The sequence below is a fragment of the Polynucleobacter sp. MG-27-Goln-C1 genome, assembly GCF_018881905.1.
Taxonomy (GTDB): Bacteria; Pseudomonadota; Gammaproteobacteria; order Burkholderiales; family Burkholderiaceae; genus Polynucleobacter.
This window is the reverse complement of sequence record NZ_JACVPM010000002.1, coordinates 180,862-203,169: the sequence shown is the minus strand read 5'-3', so window position 1 is coordinate 203,169 and position 22,308 is coordinate 180,862. Positions and strand designations below refer to the sequence as shown.

15 protein-coding genes are annotated in these 22,308 nt (G+C 47.8%); 4 read left to right on the top strand and 11 right to left on the bottom strand.

The genetic code is table 11. The features are described 5' to 3' along the window. The first annotated feature begins 12 nt into the window (after window positions 1-12). Entirely contained in the window at window positions 13-2,082 is a 2,070-nt protein-coding gene (recG, locus tag ICN14_RS05040) for an ATP-dependent DNA helicase RecG (RefSeq protein ID WP_216225385.1), read from the top strand. Window positions 2,083-2,118: 36 nt separating this feature from the next. Beyond that, window positions 2,119-2,976: a 4-hydroxybenzoate octaprenyltransferase gene (gene ubiA / locus ICN14_RS05035; protein ID WP_216225384.1), complete on the top strand. Its 858-nt coding sequence runs from the start codon at window positions 2,119-2,121 to the stop codon at window positions 2,974-2,976. On the opposite strand, the gene proC is transcribed toward ubiA, so the two are convergent. The 5 genes from proC to ICN14_RS05010 are packed head-to-tail and all read right to left on the bottom strand — an operon-like array spanning window position 2,973 to window position 8,494. Next, on the bottom strand, window positions 2,973-3,833 hold the full coding sequence (gene proC, locus ICN14_RS05030; protein ID WP_216225382.1) for a pyrroline-5-carboxylate reductase: 861 nt from the start codon (window positions 3,831-3,833) through the stop codon (window positions 2,973-2,975). The two genes, ubiA and proC, sit on opposite strands and share 4 nt — an antisense overlap. After that, entirely contained in the window at window positions 3,830-4,555 is a 726-nt protein-coding gene (locus ICN14_RS05025; protein WP_216225380.1) for a YggS family pyridoxal phosphate-dependent enzyme, read from the bottom strand. The genes proC and ICN14_RS05025 overlap by 4 nt, the downstream gene beginning before the upstream one ends. After that, a complete protein-coding gene (gene glcF, locus ICN14_RS05020; RefSeq protein ID WP_216225378.1) occupies window positions 4,555-5,832 on the bottom strand; it encodes a glycolate oxidase subunit GlcF in 1,278 nt (425 codons plus the stop codon). The genes ICN14_RS05025 and glcF overlap by 1 nt, the downstream gene beginning before the upstream one ends. Before the next feature lie 8 nt (window positions 5,833-5,840). Next, on the bottom strand, window positions 5,841-6,989 hold the full coding sequence (gene glcE / locus ICN14_RS05015; RefSeq protein WP_216225377.1) for a glycolate oxidase subunit GlcE: 1,149 nt from the start codon (window positions 6,987-6,989) through the stop codon (window positions 5,841-5,843). Continuing rightward, a complete protein-coding gene (locus ICN14_RS05010; protein ID WP_370624826.1) occupies window positions 6,989-8,494 on the bottom strand; it encodes an FAD-linked oxidase C-terminal domain-containing protein in 1,506 nt (501 codons plus the stop codon). The genes glcE and ICN14_RS05010 overlap by 1 nt, the downstream gene beginning before the upstream one ends. 27 nt (window positions 8,495-8,521) lie before the next feature. On the opposite strand from ICN14_RS05010, the gene ICN14_RS05005 reads away from it, so the two are divergent. Next, window positions 8,522-9,091 (top strand): cob(I)yrinic acid a,c-diamide adenosyltransferase, encoded by a 570-nt coding sequence (locus ICN14_RS05005; RefSeq protein ID WP_216225375.1) that lies wholly within the window; start codon window positions 8,522-8,524, stop codon window positions 9,089-9,091. Window positions 9,092-9,142: 51 nt separating this feature from the next. Here ICN14_RS05005 and ICN14_RS05000 read toward each other — a convergent pair whose 3' ends face one another. From ICN14_RS05000 to ICN14_RS04985, 4 genes are read right to left on the bottom strand one after another with little or no spacing between them, the layout of a single operon-like run. After that, the gene (locus ICN14_RS05000) at window positions 9,143-10,267 is read right to left on the bottom strand and encodes a 3-deoxy-7-phosphoheptulonate synthase (RefSeq protein WP_216225373.1); all 1,125 of its coding nucleotides are present in this window, start codon (window positions 10,265-10,267) and stop codon (window positions 9,143-9,145) included. Window positions 10,268-10,286: 19 nt separating this feature from the next. Next, entirely contained in the window at window positions 10,287-11,777 is a 1,491-nt protein-coding gene (tldD, locus tag ICN14_RS04995; RefSeq protein WP_255535971.1) for a metalloprotease TldD, read from the bottom strand. A 24-nt stretch (window positions 11,778-11,801) separates the two neighbouring features. Next, window positions 11,802-12,629, bottom strand: a complete 828-nt coding sequence (locus ICN14_RS04990) for a carbon-nitrogen hydrolase family protein (protein ID WP_216225371.1) — start codon at window positions 12,627-12,629, stop codon at window positions 11,802-11,804. A gap of 10 nt (window positions 12,630-12,639) precedes the next feature. Further along, entirely contained in the window at window positions 12,640-16,800 is a 4,161-nt protein-coding gene (locus tag ICN14_RS04985) for a YhdP family protein (RefSeq protein WP_216225369.1), read from the bottom strand. Between the two features lie 78 nt (window positions 16,801-16,878). On the opposite strand from ICN14_RS04985, the gene glnE reads away from it, so the two are divergent. Beyond that, complete coding sequence (glnE, locus tag ICN14_RS04980; RefSeq protein WP_216225367.1) at window positions 16,879-19,695, top strand: bifunctional [glutamate--ammonia ligase]-adenylyl-L-tyrosine phosphorylase/[glutamate--ammonia-ligase] adenylyltransferase; 2,817 nt, start codon at window positions 16,879-16,881, stop codon at window positions 19,693-19,695. Between the two features lie 5 nt (window positions 19,696-19,700). Here glnE and recN read toward each other — a convergent pair whose 3' ends face one another. Both recN and ICN14_RS04970 read right to left on the bottom strand, forming a co-directional pair. After that, window positions 19,701-21,371, bottom strand: a complete 1,671-nt coding sequence (gene recN, locus ICN14_RS04975) for a DNA repair protein RecN (RefSeq protein ID WP_216225365.1) — start codon at window positions 21,369-21,371, stop codon at window positions 19,701-19,703. A 26-nt stretch (window positions 21,372-21,397) separates the two neighbouring features. Next, window positions 21,398-22,303: an NAD kinase gene (locus tag ICN14_RS04970; RefSeq protein WP_216225362.1), complete on the bottom strand. Its 906-nt coding sequence runs from the start codon at window positions 22,301-22,303 to the stop codon at window positions 21,398-21,400. Window positions 22,304-22,308 lie beyond the last annotated feature (5 nt).

The following is a 22,308-nucleotide window of genomic DNA, read 5'->3' as shown; positions in this document are numbered from 1 at the left end:
TGGATTTTAACGATGACGACTAAGCGACCGCCAACTGCACTCGAAAAGATGGGTTTAAACAGCCCTATGGCACTTGCTTTGCACTTGCCCGCTCGTTACGAGGATGAGACTGAGCTCTTCACTATCGAGGAAGCTTTGGCGCTGGGAAGATTTCATTCCATCCAGACCCAGGGCATTGTGATTCGCAATCAGGTCACATTTCGGCCTAGAAGGCAGCTCTTAGTCACGATTGAGGATGACACTGCTTCGCTGCAGCTCCGATTCCTCAACTTCTACCCGAGCCAACAAAAGCAAATGGCCGTGGGCGCTCATGTGCGGGTGCGAGGAGAGGTCCGGGACGGCTATCAAGGCGCAGAGATGGTGCATCCTACCGTCCGCGCTGTTGTGCCAGAAGCGCCCTTGTCGGCTAGCTTAACGCCGGTATATCCAGCCAGCGCTGGTCTCTCACAAACCATTATTCGTAAGGCGGTGTTAAAGGCTCTGCAAGACGCCAGCCTCAAAGAGAGCTTGGCAGAATTTTTGCCGACCAAACTCATGGCGGAAATTTTGCCAAGTAATGATTGGCCGCCACTGCAAGATGCAATCACCTATTTGCACAAGCCACCTGCTGATGCCAATACCCAGTCATTACTTGAGCGCACTCATCCTGCTTGGCGCCGTGTGCAGTTTGAAGAATTGCTCGCACAGCAGATTTCTTTAAAGCGGGCCCATGCTATTCGAAGGGAAAGACGCGCCCCTAGCTTTGAGAATGAAGCACAAAAAACTACCAGTATTGAAGATGGCTTACTGAAAGTACTGCCGTTCAAGCTCACTGGTGCTCAAGCTCGTGTTTGGTCTGAGATTGGACTTGATCTATCCAATAACTTCCCAATGAATCGCTTATTGCAAGGTGATGTGGGTAGCGGAAAAACAGTGATTGCGGCATTGGCTGCTGCGCGTGCAATGGATCATGGCTATCAGGCCGCCATCATGGCGCCTACGGAAATTCTGGCGGAGCAGCACTATCTCAAAATGCAGGAGTGGTTTGAGCCTTTGGGGGTGCAGATTGCGTGGCTCTCTGGCAGTTTGAAAGCCAAGGAAAAAAGACTTGCACAAGAAATCATTGAGAGCGGTGAAGCTCAACTCATTATTGGTACTCATGCCCTTATTCAGGATAAGGTGAGTTTTGCTAAGTTGGGTCTAGCAGTGATTGATGAGCAACATCGCTTTGGAGTCAGGCAGCGTTTAGAAATTCAGCAACGGGTTGGTTCTGAATTATTTTATTGTCACCAATTAATGATGTCGGCTACCCCGATTCCTCGGACCTTGGCGATGACCTATTACGCTGACCTGGATGTCTCTGTCATTGATGAATTACCTCCAGGGCGTAAACCTATTGCTACTAAGGTGGTGAAGGCGGCACGAAGAGATGAGGTGATTGGTGGTCTACATGACTGGCTTACTAAGGGATTGCAAGCCTATTGGGTTTGTCCTTTGATTGAAGAGTCTGAGGTATTGCAATTACAAACAGCCGTTGAAAGTTTTGAGCAGCTCACGCAAGCGTTGCCTAATTTCAAAGTGGGTTTAGTGCATGGCCGCTTAAAGAGTGAAGAGAAGGCTGCGGTAATGGCAGCCTTTAAAGCCAATGAAATCCAGCTCTTAGTTGCAACCACTGTGATTGAGGTTGGGGTTGATGTGCCCAACGCAGCACTGATGGTGATCGAGCATGCGGAACGTTTTGGTTATGCGCAGATTCATCAGTTGCGGGGACGCGTAGGGCGCGGTTCAGCAGATTCAGTTTGCATCTTGATGTATGCAGAGCCCTTATCTTTGGCGGCTAAAGAGCGCTTACAAACCTTACGAGAAACTTCAGACGGATTTGTGATTGCAGAACGCGACTTATCGCTACGTGGTCCCGGTGAGTTGCTGGGGGCAAAGCAATCAGGCGATGCGATGTTACGATTTGTAGATCTTCAGCACGATGCCTGGCTGATTGAGTTAGCGCAAACTGCAGCAGAGCGTTTGCTAGCCGAACATAGTGATCTAGTGGAAAGACATCTTGAGCGTTGGCTTGGATCTCGCACAGAATTTTTAAAGGCTTGATAATTTAGCTATGAATATGGAAAGAGCTTTTCTCTGATGCATGATCGTATTGTTGCTTACGCCTACTTGATCCGTTTGGATAAGCCAATTGGAACGCTATTGTTATTGTGGCCAACTTTGTGGGCGCTTTGGCTAGCGAGCGGTGGCTTTCCTGAATGGCATCTCCTGATTATTTTTACCTTGGGAACGTTTCTAATGCGTAGCGCGGGCTGCGCCATCAATGACTACGCAGATCAAGATTTTGATCGCCATGTCTTGAGAACTAAAGATCGCCCCATTACCAGTGGCAAGATTTCTGGAAAAGAGGCCTTGCTGGTAGCTGGCACTCTTGCGCTAATGGCCTTCCTACTGATTCAACCTTTAAATGCACTCACCAAAGAACTTTCTTTCTTTGCGTTGGCAGTTGCGGTTCTCTATCCCTTTACCAAGCGCTTTTTTGCTATTCCGCAGGCAGTACTTGGCATTGCCTTTGGCTTTGGGATTCCGATGGCGTATGCCGCAGTGTTGGATTTCATACCAGCAGAAGCTTGGATTTTATTTATTGGTAATATCTTCTGGGCTATCGCCTATGACACCGCTTATGCCATGGTTGATCGTGATGATGATTTACGTTTAGGTTTGAGAACCTCAGCCATCACATTTGGCCGCTTTGATGTGATCGCAATTGCCCTGAGCTACGGTGTGCTGTTTCTGAGTCAGGTTTGGGTTGCGCAGTTGGCAAACCTCAGCAACTACTTTTGGGTGGGTTGGTGCTTGGCTCTAGCTTGCGCTGTATATCACCTCAAATTGGTTTCTACTCGCAAGCGCGAAGAATGCTTTAAAGCATTTCGTCACAACAACTGGCTGGGTGGATTCCTATTTCTAGGAATCCTATTGGGCCTGGCTCGCTTTTAGCTCTTGCCTAGTTCATCACCCATGGCTTTGCCACGTTGACTGGCAGCATCAATCGCTTTTTCCAGTGCGCCATGCCAATCAAGTTGCTTCAGCATATCGAGTGCAGCAGCGGTTGTACCGCCCTTTGAGGTAACTCGCTCGCGCAATACGCCCGCATGCTCGTCGGAGTTATGGGCAAGCTGTGTGGCCCCTTCCAAAGTGGCGTAGGCTAGTTTGCGAGCGGTAGTCGCATCAAGCCCAAGCTTCTCGCCGCTTGATTGCATGGCTTCTAAGAAAGCAAAAACATAGGCAGGACCACTTCCAGATACTGCGGTCACAGCATCCATCAGCTTTTCTTCATGGACCCAGACCGCCTGCCCAACTGCGTTGCAAATAGTTTCAGCTAGGGCGCGATCGGATGTATTGACTGCAGCATCTGCAAATAAGCCGGTAATGCCTTTACCAATGAGGGCGGGGGTATTTGGCATAGCGCGAACGCAACGCTCGTGGTCAAGCCAGCGACTCATGTCTTTAAGGCGGATACCTGCAGCAATGCTGAGGATCAACGGGCCAGGTGCTGTTGCATGTTTGAGCTTGGCACTCAGGGATTTTGCAACTACATTGAAATCCTGAGGCTTGATAGCCATCACTACGACATTGTTCTTAGAAAAATCAAAGGCGATTTGGTCTAAGGCGCCAATAATCTGCACACCAAAATCTTGATGTAATTGCAGGCCAGTGCTGGCGTTAGCCTCGACTACAGAGAGTTGATTGGCTTCAAAACCATTAGCGAGTAATCCACTAATTAATGCGCGACCCATATTGCCACCACCAATAAAGGTGATGTGGGCATGTTGGTTTGTTTGTTGTGTGCTCATACTTTTATCTTATCGCGCTTCCCAAAAATGGCGCTTCCTATACGTACCATGGTGCTACCTTCAGCAATAGCCGCTTCCATATCATCCGACATTCCCATGGAGAGGGTGTCAAAGAAATCATACCCAAGATCATGACTATGCTTTGCTTTAATCCCAGCAAAACACTCTCTGACTGCCGCAAAGGCTTGGCGTTGTTGTCCCACATCTTCGCTGGGCGCAGGGATGGCCATGAGTCCGCGAAGAACAAGATTGGGCAATTTGGCGACTGCATCGCAGAGCACCTCTACTTCATCAAGAGCGATACCACTTTTGGAATCTTCTGCGCTTACATTGATTTGAATACACACTTGCAAGTCGCCTAAGTCTGGAAACTCTCCGCGCTGGCTAGATAGACGTTCAGCAATTTTCAGTCTATCGATACTGTGAACCCAATCAAAGTGTTCTGCGACATCGCGTGTCTTATTGCTTTGCAGTGGGCCAATGAAGTGCCACTCCAGCCAAGGACGCAATTTGGCCAGCCACTGAATTTTCTCAACACCTTCTTGTACGTAGTTCTCGCCAAAAGCGGTTTGCCCGGCATGCATTGCCTCCTCGACTGCCGTAGGAGGAAAGGTTTTGCTTACCGCAAGTAGTTGAATATCTTCAGGCTCACGTTTGGCTGCCAACGCTGCCAACTCCAGTCTTTGCTTTACCAACATCAGGTTGGCAGTAACTTGACTCATTATTTAGTTCGGCCTGGTTGACTAACGAGCTGATCAACAATCTCGATCCAATGCAGCACAGGAGTGTCATCTTGCTGAAGATGAGTGATGCAACCAATATTTCCAGAAACAATCACCTCGGCACCCGATTCTTCACAAGCGGCATTTAGGTGCGCAAGTTTATTTTTGCGCAATTGCTCTGATAGCTCTGGTTGAGTAACCGAATAAGTTCCCGCTGAGCCGCAGCACAGATGGCTATCAGCACAGAGTCGAACGCCAATCCCGATACTAGTCAAAAGACCTTCAACCTTGCCTCGAATTTGTTGGCCATGTTGTAGTGTGCAGGGCGGGTGATATACCACGCCAGGCTTTGGATCTGATCCTACAAGAGAAATAAGTTCACCCTCAAGTGCTGGCAAGATTTCTGAAATATCTTTGGTGAGATCGGAGATCTTTTTTGCTTTAGCAGCATATTGCGGATCATTTGCAAATAAGTGCCCATAGTCTTTGACCATGACACCACAACCAGAGGCGGTCATCACAATGGCTTCTACACCTTGCTCAACTTGAGGCCACCAGGCATCAATATTTTGCTTGGCGTTATCTAGGCCACCAGCTTGATCATTTAGGTGGTAACGCAATGCGCCACAGCAGGTAGCATTGGGCGCGCTAATCAACTGAATCTTGAGCGCATCTAAAACGCGTGCGGTGGCTGAGTTTATGTTCGGCAACATGCCTGGTTGGACGCATCCCTCGAGCAAAAGCATCTTGCGAGAGTGACTTGCTTGTGGCCTAGCGTAAGGATCGGTAGTGCTTGATAGGGCTTTACTTTTTGCTTCCGGAATCTTGCGTTGGATACCGGTGGGCATGAGTGGGCGAACTAAGCGACCAATTGCCATTGCTGAATTAAATAACTTCGGGCTAGTTAAACCTTCCTTAAGTGCCCAGCGCGTGAGTCGTTGACCAATGGGGCGCTCAGGGGTATTTTCTTCTGCCCACTTGCGGCCGATATCGACTAAGTTGCCATATTGCACGCCACTTGGGCAAGTGCTTTCACAATTGCGGCAAGTCAGGCAGCGATCTAAATGCATGCGTGTTTTTTCAGTCGGGACTTGGCCTTCTGCAATCTGTTTGATTAAGTAGATGCGACCACGTGGCCCATCGAGTTCATCGCCCAGAATTTGATACGTAGGGCAAGTGGCAGTGCAGAAGCCACAGTGCACGCATTTTCCAAGAATTCTGGCGGCCTCTATACCTTCTGGGGTATTGGCGAATTGGGGGGCGAGTTGAGTTTGCATATAGAGAATTAAGGAAGGCGTGAAGTAGCAAATACGCCTGCTGGATCAAAGGCGGCTCTTAGGCGTGCTTGTACTGCCTCTAAAGCAGTTGAGTGTGCTTGCTCACTCAGAAGGGTAAAGCGTTGTTTATTTAAATCAACATTGCTTCCCTGTTTAAAGCGAGTGGCATGTCCACCATTGGCAGTAGCTAAAGCTTTAATAGATGCAAAGCTAGCATCATCACTGGGTGCAGCAAACCAACGTTGTTGACCATGCCATTCCAAAGCAATATCGCCACTCGTATGCTCAAGAGTCAGCGGTCCGCAGGCAGCAGGAAGCGCCAAACGATACAAAGTCTCATCACTGCTGAGTTTTGAGAAAACAGGGAGTTGCTGTTCGCGCAAAGCAGCCCAAAATTCTGAAGCAACTTGAGGATCTAATTCTGTTGCATTGACTGCTGCGCCCATCAAAGGTATCGCGGCTTTTACTGCTGCAGCTGCTCCAGCTAAACGAATAGTGAGTTCACCATCGCCACCTTTTGGGCTTCCTATCCAGCAGCTAGCTGATAGTGGCAGAGGTTGTCCCGCCCATTCATTTAAAAGTTGCAGTGCGCGTGCTTGAGTGATGTTGCAGCGAAGAGATGTTGTGGCGGCTGGTCGTGGCAGTACCTTTACGGAGGCCTCGAGCAATAGCGACAAAGTTCCCATGGACCCTGGCAGCAAGCGTGAAACATCATATCCAGCTACGTTCTTCATAACCTTGCCACCAAAAGATAAATCTTGGCCTTTGCCATCCAGAATGCGTGCACCAAGAACAAAGTCACGTAAATTGCCAACGCTAATTCGGCCTGGCCCTGCTAGGCCTGCGGCAATGGCACCACCAAAAGTAGCGGCATCACCAAAGTGGGGTGGTTCAAAAGCCAGCACTTGATTCTTCTCAGCCAGAGCTGCTTCAATTTCCTTTAAAGGTGTACCGGCACAAGCCGTAATCACCAACTCTTCAGGCTGGTACTCCAAGATGCCAGAGTAAGGACGGGTATCTAACTTGGCATAGGAATTGGCATTGCCATACCAAGACTTCGTGCCACCACCTTCAATTGATAGAGGTGTTTTATTTTTAGCTGCCGCCAGAATCTGTTCGCGAAATAAATCAATGTGCATATTGTTGGCTGTAGACATTAAAAGCGCTCCAACTCTGGATGCGGTAAGTTGCCGCCACTAATGCGCATACGACCATATTCAGCGCAGCGATTTAAAGTCGGTATGGCTTTATCGGGGTTGAGGAGTTTTTCTGGGTCAAATGCGGCTTTAACGCCCCAGAAAGATTCACGTTCACCTTCGCCGAATTGAACACACATGGAGTTAATCTTTTCAATGCCAACACCATGCTCACCAGTAATCGTGCCATCGAGCTCAACACAGGCTTCTAAAATTTCAGTGCCAAACTCTTCGGCACGGTGCCACTCTTCTTGGTCAGCACCATTAAATAAAATGAGTGGGTGCATATTGCCATCACCCGCATGAAATACGTTCAAGCAGGCAAGACCATATTTCTTTTCCATGCCCTGAATGCGTCTTAGTAGAGTACCAATATTTCTGCGTGGGATTGTCCCATCCATGCAGTAGTAATCAGGTGCTAAGCGTCCTGCTGCAGGGAAGGCATTCTTGCGCCCGCTCCAAAACTTCAAGCGCTCAGCTTCATTTTGAGAAATCTGAATACCACTAGCGCCAGCTAGTTCCAGTACTTTAGTCATGCGCTCAATTTCTTCTGCCACCTCTTCAGGCGTTCCATCTGACTCGCACAGGAGAATGGTCTCAGCTTCAAGGTCATACCCTGCGTGAACAAATTCTTCTACTGCACGAGTGGTGGCTTTATCCATCATTTCTAAGCCGGCGGGAATAATGCCGGCGGCAATGATGGCAGCAACTGCATCTGCACCTTTTTCAATATCGTCAAAACTGGCCATGATGACGCGTGCCAATTTTGGCTTAGCAATGAGCTTCACCGTAACTTCAGTGACTACTGCAAGCATTCCTTCGCTACCCATCACGATTGCTAATAAATCAAGTCCCGGGGAGTCTGGAGCAAGACTGCCAAATTCCACAATCTCGCCGTTCATCAAAATGCCACGAACTTTTAATACGTTGTGAAGCGTGAGTCCATATTTGAGGCAGTGCACACCACCAGAGTTTTCATTTACATTGCCGCCAATAGAGCAGGCAATCTGTGATGATGGATCTGGAGCGTAATAGAGGCCAAGATGGGCAACTGCTTCGGAAATGGCTAAATTCCGTACACCTGGTTGCACCACCGCAGTTCTGGTGAAAGGATCAATACTGACGATCTTTTTGAGCTTAGCTAGTGAGAGCACTAAACCCTGAGAAATTGGCATAGCACCACCAGATAGGCCCGTACCAGACCCGCGTGGGACGATGGGGACTTGCATCTCAAAGCAAATCTTCAAAATCTGAGCAACCTGCTCCTCAGTCTCTGGAAGGGCAACTGCCAGCGGCATGCGTCGATAGGCTGCTAAGCCGTCACATTCGTAGGGAATCGTGTCCTCAGGCTCCCATAGCAAAGCATGCTCCGGGAGGATGGGGCGCAGGGCCGATACCAATTTGGATTGAAGGGCGGTAATAGCCGCGAGCTCGGGGGGTGGGGTCACCATATTCATAGGAATCATTTTAGCCATTTACCTATAATTAGTTTTATGGGAAATCGACTTTCAAAAATAGCCACCAGAACTGGTGATGCAGGTATGACCGGGCTTGGCGATGGTAGCCGAGTAGAAAAGGATCATTTGCGGATCTGCGCCATGGGAGACGTGGATGAATTGAACTCCGAAATCGGTGTTTTGATGACGGAATCGATCCCTGAGAGTCTGGCTGAAGAGTTAAAAGCTTTATTTTTGCAAGTGCAGCATGATTTATTTGATTTGGGTGGCGAGCTTTGCATTCCCAATTACACCTTGCTCAAACCAGAGCATGTCGCTCAGTTAGATGTTTGGCTTGAAAAATACAATGCCACTTTGCCCCCTTTAACTGAATTTATTCTCCCGGGTGGAACGCGTGCTGCCGCTCAGGCTCACGTATGCCGAACAGTTTGCCGGCGTGCCGAACGTTCGATTGTGCGTTTAGGTTGGGAAGAGCCTCTGTATGACTCACCCCGTCAATACGTCAATCGCTTGTCCGATCTCTTGTTTGTATTGGCGCGTGTACTCAATCGTGCGGCTGGTGGTCAAGACGTTCTTTGGAAGCACGAAAAAAAAGAGACTAAATAAATTAGTCTCTTTTTGATTCAATAAAGCAGCATCGCTTTATTTCACAGCTTTTTATTTCTTCGCTTTTCTGCGATTCTTTACGGCCAAAGCTAAGCGTTGCAATACATTAACTGAGTCTTCCCAGTTAATGCAGGCATCAGTAATACTTTTGCCATACTCCAACTTACTCGGATCATCCTTTCCAGGCGAAAACTTCTGAGCGCCATCATTCAGGTGGCTCTCAATCATTACGCCGAAAATTTGATGTGAGCCAGATTCAATTTGCTCGGCAATATTTTCTGCTACCACAATTTGACGCTCATGTTTTTTGCTAGAGTTTGCATGCGACAAGTCAACCATCAAACTGGCTGGAAGCTTGGCTGCTTCTAGCTCAGAGCAGGCTGCTTGAACATATTGCGCTTCATAGTTAGGCTCTTTACCACCGCGCAAAATAACGTGACAGTCTTTATTGCCTTTAGTTTCCACAATAGAAACCTGACCATTTTTGTGTACTGATAAGAAATGGTGTGGGCGGCTAGCTGCTTGAATTGCATCGGTAGCAATCTTAATATTGCCGTCGGTGCCATTCTTAAATCCGATTGGTGCAGACAGGCCTGAAGCAAGTTCACGGTGAACTTGACTTTCTGTTGTACGTGCTCCGATGGCGCCCCAAGAAATCAGGTCAGCAATGTATTGCGGAGAAATCACATCCAAGAATTCACTGCCTGCAGGCATACCAAGGCGATTAATTTCCATCAACACTTGACGGGCAATTCGCAAACCTTCTTCAATGCGATAGCTCTCATCTAAGTATGGGTCGTTAATCAAACCCTTCCAACCAACAGTAGTCCGTGGCTTTTCAAAATAGACGCGCATCACAATTTCGAGTTCACCAGCAAAGCGATCGCGCTCAGCAAGCAGTCGTTGGCAATACTCTAGTGCCGCGCGTGGATCATGAATCGAGCAAGGTCCGATGATGACGAGAAGGCGATCATCTTTTCCGTGAATGATGTCGCGAATCTTTTTACGTGTCTTGCTAATGAGTGCTTCGGTAGGTGTTCCCGAGATTGGGAAGAAGCGAATTAAATGTTCTGGTGGTGGCAGAACAGTAATGTTGTGAATGCGTTGATCATCCGTGTCTGACGTTTTGTCGACGGCAGCGTACCAGTTTGCGGGATTAGTATTTTGTTGGCTCATACGGCTATTTTAAGCCGTATTAAGCGGTTCCTCCGACAGTCAGGCTGTCGATACGTAAAGTGGGCTGCCCAACACCCACGGGGACGCTTTGACCTTCTTTGCCGCAAACCCCAATGCCGCCGTCTAATTTCAGGTCATTTCCGATCATGGAGACCTGTTTTAGGGACTCCGGACCGCTACCAATGATGGTGGCACCTTTAACCGGATATTGAATTTTGCCGTTTTCTACCCAATAGGCTTCTGAAGCTGAAAACACGAATTTACCGCTAGTAATGTCGACTTGGCCGCCTCCAAAGTTCACCGCATAGAGACCGCGTTTGATGCTGGCTACGATTTCTTGGGGATCATCCTTGCCAGCCAGCATGTAGGTATTTGTCATGCGCGGCATTGGTAGGGAAGCAAAACTCTCGCGCCGTCCATTGCCGGTGAGCGGCATATTCATGAGTCTGGCATTGAGACTATCTTGAATGTAACCCTTCAAAATGCCGTCTTCAATGAGAGTTGTGCACTGTGTAGGCGTTCCCTCATCATCGATATTGAGTGAACCACGGCGACCGGATAGCGTCCCATCATCAACTACTGTGACACCCTTAGCCGCAACGCGCTGTCCGATACAGCCAGCAAAAGCAGATGAACCCTTGCGATTAAAGTCACCTTCAAGGCCATGACCTACGGCTTCATGTAGTAACACTCCAGGCCATCCGGGCCCCATGACTACGGTCATTGGGCCGGCAGGAGCAGGGCGAGAGTCTAGATTAATCAGCGCACCATCAACAGCTTCATCAACATATTGATTAATGAGTTCGTTGTTGAAGTAGTGGTAATCATGACGAGCGCCCCCGCCCGAAGATCCAGATTCTCGACGACCATTTTGCTCTGCAATCACATGTACTGATACTCGCACTAGTGGACGTACGTCGGCAGCCAGTAGGCCATCAGCTCGAACTACGAGCACCACATCAAACTCGCCAGCTAGGCTAGCCATCACCTGAATGATGCGGGGATCACGGGCTTTTGCACGACGCTCAATACCTTCTAGTAAAGCAATTTTTTCTTGTGGCGCGAGTGAGTCCAGGGGATTTATATCTGAGTAGAGTCCGTTGGAAACGGGCGTAAATATTTTGCTCGCAACAGCACGTGTCCCGCCTTGAGGCCCAATCACTCTAGTGGATTTAGCTGCCTTGTTGAGGGCCTCTAAATTAATTTCATCGGAATAGGCAAAGGCAGTTTTATCGCCATAAATCGCACGGACACCAACGCCTTGATCAATACTGAAACTACCGGATTTCACAATGCCTTCCTCAAGACTCCAGCTCTCACTGCGGGTATGTTGGAAGTAAAGGTCAGCATCGTCGAGCTGGTGCGTAAACATATTGCCGAAGGTGTGATGCAAATCTTGCTCAGAAAGGCCGGTTGGTTCAAGCAGAATGGATTTAGCCAGCTTAAGAAGGTCAGCCTGCTTCTTGGGTTTAGTCCAATCGCTCGGAAATAATGCTTCTGGTGCTCTCATCTTGATTTAGCTGAACTTTCTGTATTAAAGCTTGCGGTGTTTTAGTGCGGGTAGCTTAGAGCGTACCTCGTTTAATTTATCTTTGCTGAGCGTGCCTTGAATAAAGCCCTCGCCTTCGGGAAGCTTACTCAATATCTCCCCCCAAGGATCAATGAGCATGCTCTCACCCCAGGTGCGGCGCTGATTAAGATGAATGCCGCCTTGGGCTGAAGCTAGGACATAGCATTGGTTTTCAATAGCGCGTGCGCGCAGCAGAATTTCCCAATGATCTTTGCCGGTAGTGTAGGTAAACGCAGCAGGAATGATGTGGCAATCGACTTGCCCAAGGGAGCGATAGAGCTCTGGAAAACGTAGGTCGTAACATATGCTTAAACCAAAACGCCAGTCCACTTCATTGAGCTTGATTGCAAACTGACCTGGTTGACTGCCTGCAGCAATCGTTTCAGATTCCTCGTAACGCTCAGTTGCAGTCTGAAAGCCAAACAAATGAATTTTGTCGTATCGAGCGATTTGCTTGCCTTGAGGATCAAATACCAAGGAGGTATTGAGAACTTTGTTTGACTCTTTTGCCTCCAGGGGAATGGTGCCAGCAACGAGGAATATATTATTTTCTTGTGCCATCGCTGCAAGGCGCTCTTGAATTGGGCCTGATCCTGCAGCTTCTCTCGCATCCACCTTATCAGTATCTTTCAAACCCATCAAACAAAAATATTCCGGGAGAACAGCAAGGTGAGCCCCGCTATCCGCGGCTGCTTTAGTTAAGCGTGCAGCAACTTCAAGATTCTCACTGAGGCTTGGGGTCGATACCATTTGTATCGAGGCTATGCTGAGTTCAGAAGAGTTTCTTGGCATGTTGATGTGCTTAGCCTGGCATTTGGGTAGAAAGACTTTGGTTTATTGGTGGACTTGCGGGCGCAGAATTGGGTAAGCTAGGTTTTGTTTGCTCTTTTAAAAGATTTTTAGAGCGAATCGTATCTAGCGTCTTCGCATCAAGTGGTTGACCCTTTTGATCAAGCGGAATCACCTCCGGATTATCCCAAGAGCCCTGAATCAAGTAATCCGTTTGTAATGTGCGATTAATTTGATTGGTAATGAGGTACTGACCCACTACCGCTCCTAGGCCGAGGATAGGGTTGATCGCAAATGCCGCTAGTGAACCAGCGGTGGCATCAATTGTTGGGAAGATGGTAACGCGAAGATCTTGTGTTTGTTCTGGAATATTAATTTGACCAGTCATGGCTACACGCGCTTGATCCAGAATCATTGTGAATTGCTTGGTTTGTGCAATTCCCTTCGCGATCTCAAAGTTGCTATTGATCGAGTTAAAAGGCGTACCTTTAGTTGCCAAGTTACCCAGGCTACCCTTTAAGTCAAAAGTGGCAAATCTAAATAAACTTTGCAGACTCAGAACGTCTAGTAACTTTGCTCCATCAGTATTGACTTCGAGTAGGCGACCTTTGGTTAGGTTGATGCTGACATCACCAGCCAATGAATCATAGGCTGGTGCAAAGAGTGGGCCGGACCATGAGAGCGACGCGTTGAGTGTTCCTTCGCCGCCTTCCACGGGCTTCTCACTGCTCCAGTGGGTAATGATTTGGCCCGCATCTTTGATATTCATATCAACGGTCACAGAGCTCTGCTCGGCAGCGTTTTGATTGCGCGCACTCCATTGGCCTTTAATTGTTGAATTGCCTTGTGGGTTATTAATCTGAATAGACTCGACCTTCAGGAGGTCCTGACTGGTTCTAGATTTAATCTTTACTGTGCCCAGTTTTGCCTTAGTCCAACTCAAGTCATCGATTGTTAAATCTAGGCTGGGGATAGCATTTGGACTTATGGGGGTCTTAAGGCTTGCTGATTTTTGCGGAGCATTCTCTTTAGAAGATTGGTCTGCGGGTGTGCGTTGATCTGGCAGCTTCAGGCGCGCAAGTCTCCCAGCAATCAATCCGCTAGGATGATCGCTGCTAATAGGGTGCCATTGCGCTTGACCAGCAATTTGAGGGGAATTGAGGCGTAGTTGCCAGACCGAATTTTTTTTCTGTGACTGTAAATTGACGTCGACCCAATCTCGATCTAGAGCAATTAATTTTTTAACCTGTGCTGAGATTTGAATATCTTCTTCTGGGGCATCTGTTTTTTTCGCCTCAACCTTATTCTTTCCGGCGCCCAAAAACTCTATCCACTGATCGAGGTCTAGTTCATTGCTTGCTAAGTGAAGCGAAGTGCCTTGTTGTGGCAATGGCGCTAAAGATCCAACGCCTAATGCATTTTTTACATCATTGGCGGAATTCAGATTGCCTTGAATGAAATATTGATCCCCTAATTTTCCAGACCAATCTGCATGGATGGGATTGCTTTTACCTGCTGGGTAAGTTTTTAAGTTGAATTCACCGAACATGGGGGTTCCGGCTATTTTCTTAGCGGGAGCGGGAGCAGAGCTTGCCCAATTACGCAAATCAAATTTCAGATTGGTTTGACTTCCGGCTTTATTAAAGTTGATCAGGCCTTCATATTTTGCTGATCCGCTCATTGCTGAAAGCAGTGCCGGATGGGCGCGAGATTTTAAATTGCCTGAAACATAATCTTTAATAAAGCCAGCGTTGATGTCGCCGCCAATGCTGAAGCTGGAATTTCCTGCTGTAGAGGGCGCGCTTGAAATTTTAAAGGCACCACCCAAAAAGTTTGCAGTGACATTGTCAAATTCCGGATTGACTTCAGTGATTCTTATTTTGCCCTTCAAATTTTCTAGCGGCGGAACCTCTCCCCATTGCGCTTGATTTCCTGGGAGAATAATTTTTGCATCGAAATTGACATCATCGCTTCCAGATAAGGGAATCTTTAAATCAAGGCCTAGGCTAACTGGACCTTTTAAAGTGAGGTTCTTGGCTAAATTGGCTTGCTGAACACCTACTGGGGATGTAAATAGGTATTCCAGTATTTCGGAGCCATCACCTTCAACCGAGCCATTGATCAATGCAGTTAGATTTTTGGCGCTCAGATTAGGAATTTGTGATTTGACATTCGTAAGAGTCACTTTTTTGTAGTTGGCTTTATCAATTCCAACATTCAGGCTTGCTTGCTTAATGTCAATATTACCGCTGACATTGGTAAAAGCTTGCCAAACCCCCTGGCTTTTTGGCAGCAAGGGCGCTGGTTTGTAGATTGCTTTTGAAATGGGGAGATGAAGGGTAAGTTCACCAACTGTTCCTGCGGGGAAGGGAACCAGATTGGGGTCTCCCTTAATGTGGAGGGAGCCATTCTGAATATCTCCCGCCTCAAATGCTTTACTAAGAAACTGCCTAGTATCTTTATCAATATTGACCGGCAGATAGCGATGGGCTGTCGCGATGTTAGCTTTAACAAACTCCATGTCCAGCGTCATTTGATCGGGCTGCTTAGGTCCGCCAATGAGATAACTGAGATCAAAATTGGTTGTAATTTCAGGGTTGCTTAGCTGCATTTTCTTAGCATTGATGAGCCAGCCACCTTTTTGCTTGGACCAACTAAGTTCACCTTTTGCGCGATCCAGTTGAATTTCAGAGGCTGATAAAAAATCATCCATCTCCAACTCAAGATTGCTGGAGTCAAGCGTAAAGTTACCTTGCTTCTGATTGCTGACTAAGTTGCCGGACAAATGTGAAGCTGAGGGCATTGATTTATTTACCCCGGTAAAGCTAATGTCATTAAGCTTTGCGCTGACAGTGAAATCAAGCTTGTTGGAGGTAAACCAATTGCCGGGTATTGGTAAGGCCGATAGGGCAGATTGGCTCTCAGACCAATTCATATCCAAATTCTGTAGCTCACCATCTGCTTCAGAAATTTTGATCCACTGATGAATCTTTTTCGGGAGCGGAAGATTGAGTGCGAAGAGTGCAATATCTTCCACTTGTATTTTGGGTGATGAGAAGCCGAACTCTTTAATCTCACCACCATTTTTTGGTGGGCGCCAGCGGAAAGTAATCGGGCTTAATTTATCAAGTGGAGCGGTAGCGGGGCTGTCGATATTGCGCCATGACAAGGTTTTTGTTGTGATGGAGTTGAGGCCGCCATCCGTGTCTTGCACAAGATCGGTCTCTAGTCTCCCAAACTCAAGGGGGTCCTCACCTTTGTTTAGTTGCACTCTAAGCTGATCAGCTGTTAGGGACATTTGTCCGCCATTGGCCCTTCCTCCATCAAGCTTCAAACTGCCTTTGGAGTTGAGTTTGCCAGCCATGTCATATTGCGGAAGACTAAGGTCTTTGGAAATCTGACTGAGGTTGAGTTCGGCAAGATCCCATGAAAAACTTCCAATCCAGTCCTGCCAATCACCTGCCTGTCCAGCAATGTGATGCACAAAGTCGGCCTGGATTTTGATTGGGCTTGGGCTCCAAGGTGTTTGTGCAACTAGTTGGCCTTCATGACTGCGAATGCCATTACTTAGATGAAGATTTTGAATGTCAATGGATGTCTTGAGCTTTCGACTTTGCTGGTCTTCCCAGAAAATTTTCGCATTATTTATTTGAATGTCATTTTGAGAAAGCAACCAGTTCCCAGCTGCAAAATTATCGGCACTCTTAAGAATTGGAATTCCGGCAATTGAGACTACGCCTTTGGCATCTCGTTGGGCATACAGCTGAACCTGATCAAATGTGATCTCGTGAAAGTAAGGGGCTAGGTGATAAAACGATAGCCAACTCAGTTGTCCGTTGATATTTTGAATAAATAAGGGTGGAGTGGTGGTGTTTGCATTGTTAAAGCGCAATCCCTCAATCACAAAGCTCGGACGAATTCCGGTCCAGGAAACTTGCACTGCATCCATCGTGACCTGGGCGCCTAAGCGAGCGCTCATTAAGCGCTCTAAGGATGGTTTTGATTTTTCGATCTGAGGCCACAAAACAAAACGCACCCCAAGATGGCCAAGAACAAAAAAAGCTACGGTGACACCTGCAAGAATGAGGGCACGCTTGCGCCAAAGACCGCCAGAACCTGGCGGACGTTTTTGAAGCACGCTCTGCAGGCGAGTCCGGATAATATTTCGAAGCATGGCCTCTATTATCCGTCAGCCCTCGGGTGATCTCCAAGCTTCTGCAGTTTGAGTCTAGAGTCGGATTAAGATGGAGAAATGACCGATTTTGCCGCCCAAATTGAATTTTTAAAGCAGCACTCCAGTTATGCTCAACGCTGGCTTAATTCTCGCCCTGAATGGGTGGATTGGCTCCAGTCTCAGGCGGCCCTTAAAGTCGATGTTCCGGGTATTCGGGGTTTATTGAGCCCTTGTCAGGATGCTTTAGCCCTTCCGGAACAGGATGAGGCTCAATTTATGGCGGATCTGAGGTTAGCGAGGCAGCGCCTCATGCTCTGGATTGCCTTCCGAGACCTCAACGGTATGGCCGATCTCAGGGAAGTGACTCACGCATTGAGTCATTTTGCCGAGGAGGCAATAGCACTCTCCATTGCTTATATTCGCGAAGATCTGCAGCGTCGTTTTGGTATTCCATGGAGCTCGGTCACTAACTCAGAGATGCCCTTGATGGTGGTGGGTATGGGCAAGTTAGGTGGACTAGAACTTAATCTCTCCTCTGATATTGACCTTATTTTTTTGTACGAACACGAAGGTGACACTCAGGGCGGACCCAAAAGCTTGTCTTATCACGAGTGGTTTACTCGTATGGGTAAACGTTTAATTAAGCTTATGGCAGAGCATGACGCAAACGGCTTTGTATTTCGTGTGGACATGCGCCTGAGGCCAAATGGAGATTCAGGTCCTTTGGTTTGTAGTCTCGACATGCTTGAGGAATACTTATTGGTGCAAGGTAGGGAGTGGGAGCGCTATGCCTGGATTAAGGGCAGGTTGATTGCACCATTGCCCGAATCGCCCGCCTTTGCTTATTGTGAGCGCGAGCTCGATCAGCTGATTCGTCCCTTTGTCTATCGCCGTCATTTGGACTATGGCGTGATTGCATCCATCCGTGAATTACATGCCCAGATACAGCATGAAGCTGAGAAGCGCTCATCCAATCATCATGGCCGATCCAGAGACATTAAGCTAGGCCGTGGTGGTATCCGTGAAATTGAGTTCTTGGCGCAAATGTTTCAGTTGATGCGTGGCGGCACTGACCCACGTTTTCGCATTCGACCTACTCTAGAAGTATTGGACCTGGTAAAGCAGCAAGGAATTTTGCCGGTTAATGAAGTGGATGATCTGAAGTCAGCTTATGTGTACTTGCGTCGCTTAGAGCATCGGATTCAGGTATGGGAGGATCAGCAGACGCATTATTTACCTGAAGATGAGAGCGCTCATGCTCGCTTGGCAGCGAGCATGGTTGGTCCTGATCAAACTCAAGAGCGGTCCTCTTTCTTATCTGCACTCGATAAATACCAAGCTGCAGTAGCTCAGTACTTTGAAAAAGCATTTGTACTTGATGATGCTGCGCGTCTTGACAATACAAGCTTGCCGGCTGGCTGGGAACCCGATAGTACGATGTTTCCAGAGTCTGCAGCTCGTTGGTTGGCATGGGCTGATAGTTCCAAGCAGAGACAGTTGCCAGAGAAAAGTAGAATCATTTTTAATAACCTGATTCGTAAAGCTGCGGATAGCTTGCAAGCAGATCAACCCGTTGGGATTAGTGCAGATCAGACTTTGCTTCGCTTTTTTGATTTATTAGAGGCAGTTGCACGACGCAGTGCTTATTTGTCAATTCTTTCAGAGTATCCGCAGGCACTATCCAATGTATTGGCTTTGCTCAAGGCGTCTAAATGGGGTGCAGAGTATTTAACTAGACATCCTCATCTCTTGGATTACTTGCTCAACTCACGAACTGAGAAGGCGCTGATTGAGCATCCAGAGCAATATTGGCAAGAAGTTAAAGCAACGCTAGATATGCGTCTCGATGACGTAATGGCTGAGGGTGATGGCTCGGAGCAGGCTATGGATATTTTGCGCATCACCCATCACACTGAGACCTTCATTACTTTGTTGGCGGATTTGGGCATTGGTGTCGATCATGAGCTTTCTGTAGAAAAGGTCAGTGATCATTTGTCCGCTTTGGCTGACTTAATATTGCAGACTACTTTTGAGCGTGTATGGCCAAGCGTTGCCAAGAAGTTTGAATTGCCTCTCGATGCGGCCGTGCCATTTGCGGTGATCTCCTATGGAAAGTTGGGTGGTAAAGAGCTGGGATATGCCTCTGACTTGGACTTGGTTTTTTTATACCAATCCGAAGAGGCAGATTTTTCGGCTCAAGAAATTTACGCCTTACTTGCTAAGCGGATGATCAATTGGTTAACTGCTTACACATCAGCTGGCAGCTTGTTTGAAATCGATACACGCCTTCGTCCAAATGGTTCTGCAGGATTTTTGGTGACGAATGCTGATGCGTTTAAGAAATACCAGTTGCGTGAGGGTGACAATGCTGCTTGGGTTTGGGAACATCAAGCTCTAACGCGTGCGAGGTTCTCTGCTGGAAGTAAGCACGTTGGAGAGTTCTTTGATGATGTACGTTTTGAAGTTTTAAGTCAGAAGCGTGATGTTGATCAGCTGCGCCATGAGATTTTAGAAATGCGTCGCAAGGTTCATGCTGGACATCCAAACCCTACTCCTGATTTTGATTTAAAGCATGATGCAGGTGGCATGGTGGATATTGAATTTATCGTGCAATTTTTGGTCTTGGCATTTTCAAGCACTCATCCACAGCTTATTGCTAACTTGGGCAATATTGCCTTACTGCGGATTGCAGGAGAGGTGGGCTTGATTCAGCTCTCAACAGCTCAAGAGGTGGGCAATGCCTATCGTCTGCTCCGAGCTCGACAACACCGTTTGCGTTTGGACGGTGCAGAAAAGACGCGGGTGGATTTGGGGCTTGAGTCTGATTTAGTTCAAGCAAGAGAAGTGGTACTGACCTTATGGCAAGAAATATTTCTTGCGCCCTCGGATGCTTGAAAAGCTTAGTGTTGCTCTAGTAGTTCTCGAGCATGGCGACGCGTAGTATCAGTAATCGTTGCACCGCCGAGCATACGAGCAACCTCTTCTACGCGCTCAGACCTTCCAAGTGGCATGACTTGGGACAAGGTTTTATCGCCTGCCTGAGATTTGCTTACCTTCAAGTGATGATTACCTTGTGCTGCTACTTGTGGCAAGTGAGTTACACAGAGGATTTGATGTGATTCGCCAAGTTGACGTAGTAATTTCCCAACCGTCTCTGCAACAGCCCCGCCAATACCAGCGTCAACCTCATCAAATATGAGTGTGGGTGTGAATGATGCTTTGCTAGTGATCACGCTAATAGCTAAGCTAATACGAGCCAATTCTCCTCCGGATGCCACTTTTGCCAATGAGCGTGGGGTGCTGCCAGCGTGACCGGCAACCAGAAATTCAATTTGCTCGAGACCTTGGGCACTACCTTCAGATAGGGGTAGCAAAGCAATTTCTAGCTGTCCGCCTGCCATCGATAGATCTTGCATTGCGGTGGTAACTTGCTTACCCAAGTCGAGTGCAGCTTTGTTCCGTTTTTGGGAGAGTTGCTTTGCTTGCTTGAGATAGGCTAACTCTTCTTGTTTCACTTTCTCACGTAAGGCTTCTATATTTTGAGAGGCTGTTAATGCTTCTAAACGTTCGGTGGTCTCGAGAAGTAGTTTTGGCAAGTCATCTGCTTCAGTGCGATATTTTCTGGCAGCGCCATGGAGGGCCTGCATGCGCTCTTCGACTTCACTAAGACGTGCGGGATCTAAATCGAGTTTTTGTAAATAGCGATTGAGACTATGCACCGCTTCATCTATCTGAATTTGTGCCGACTCTAAGGCTTGACTGATATCGCTGAGTGCGGAGTCATGTTCTGCTAGTGCACTCATATTGGCGCTGACTTTAGAGAGGGTGGACTCTACCGAGTTATCTGCATCACTTAGAAAATCAATTGCCTCCTGGCAGCCGCTAATAATTTTTGCACCATTGGCTAGTCGAGCATGCTCGCTTTGAATGGCTATCCACTCTCCCTCTTGCGGAGAAAGTTCGCTGAGTTCTTCTAATTGCCACTCTAAACGCTCACGCTCGCGTTCAATATCTTGGCCGGCATTTTCAGCTTGCTCTAGCCTACGGCGGGATTCATTAAGAGTTTTAAATAATTGAAAGACCTCGGCAACCAGATCCATGTGATTCGCATGACGATCTAATAGCTCACGTTGCGCGCCACCTTTAAGTAATAGTTGATGTGCATGTTGCCCGTGAATATCTACCAGCTGATCGCCCGCTTCACGAAGCTGTGCCAAGGTTGCTACGCTGCCATTAATGAAAGCGCGGCTGCGACCATTTACCTCTACAGTTCTTTTGAGGAGCAGGCTTTGCCCTTCATCTTCAAGTGGAAAGCCTTGTTCATCAAGCCATTGAGTGAAGTGGTTAATTTGCTGTGGATCAATTCTAAAGAGGGCGCTAATTTCTGCGCGGTTACAGCCTTCGCGAATTTGGCTACTATCTGCGCGCTCACCCAATACGAGGCTGAGTGCATCTAAAAGAATGGATTTACCGGCACCCGTTTCACCGGTGAGGACCGTGAAACCTGAGGAAAGATCTAACTCTAACTGGTCAACAATGACAAAGTCGCGAAGCGATAGTGTTTGAAGCATGCCTTAGCGTACCGAAAAATTCGACATCAGAATGTCGATGGATACTCATTCCAGTGTAACTTTTCTCGCAAGGTTTTGTAGTCACTATGGCTGCGAGGGTGAAGTAGGGTGATTGTTTTTTTAGATTGACTGACTTCAATAGTGTCACCCGATTGCAAGTTGGTTTGGGATTGCATATCAAAGTTCACAATCACTTCTCTGCCATCCACCACCTCGATGCTCACCACAATATCTTGCGGCAATACGATGGGGCGATTGGATAAAGAATGTGGGGCAATCGGTGCCAACAGAATTCCTGCTACCCGCGGATGCAGGATGGGGCCGCCGGCTGACAGGGCGTAAGCGGTTGAGCCGGTAGGGGTCGACACAATCAAACCATCGGAGCGTTGGTTATACATAAATGAGCCATTAACGCGCACTGCAAGCTCGACCATTCCGGAAATTCCGGAGCGATTGACTACGACATCGTTGAGAGCGAGGGCTTGATTAATCTCTTTGCCATTGCGCATCACAACTGCATCAAGCAGTGTTCTAGTGTCAGCTTCGTATTCACCGGCAATAATTTGCGGCAAGACGGTTTGAACGTTTTGAATAGGGATGTCGGTCATGTAGCCCAAGCGACCCATATTGATGCCAACTAAGGGTACGTTACTACCAGCTAATTGACGTCCAATGCCAAGCATCGTGCCATCACCTCCCAAAACGACTGCTAGATCGATGGCGCCCGAAAACTCCTCGACTTTTTTGACTGGATAGGCGGTCAGCCCCAAATGGCTTGCAGTAGCGCTCTCGACATAGACCTCACAGCCCTGCTCGGCCAGAAGGGTGGCGAGGTCCTTAAGACGCTCTTGCATGCCGTCAGCCTGATATTTGCCGACGAGCGCAACCCGGCTAAATGCCTTTTTGCTGGAATTTGGGGATGGGCTTAACATATAAC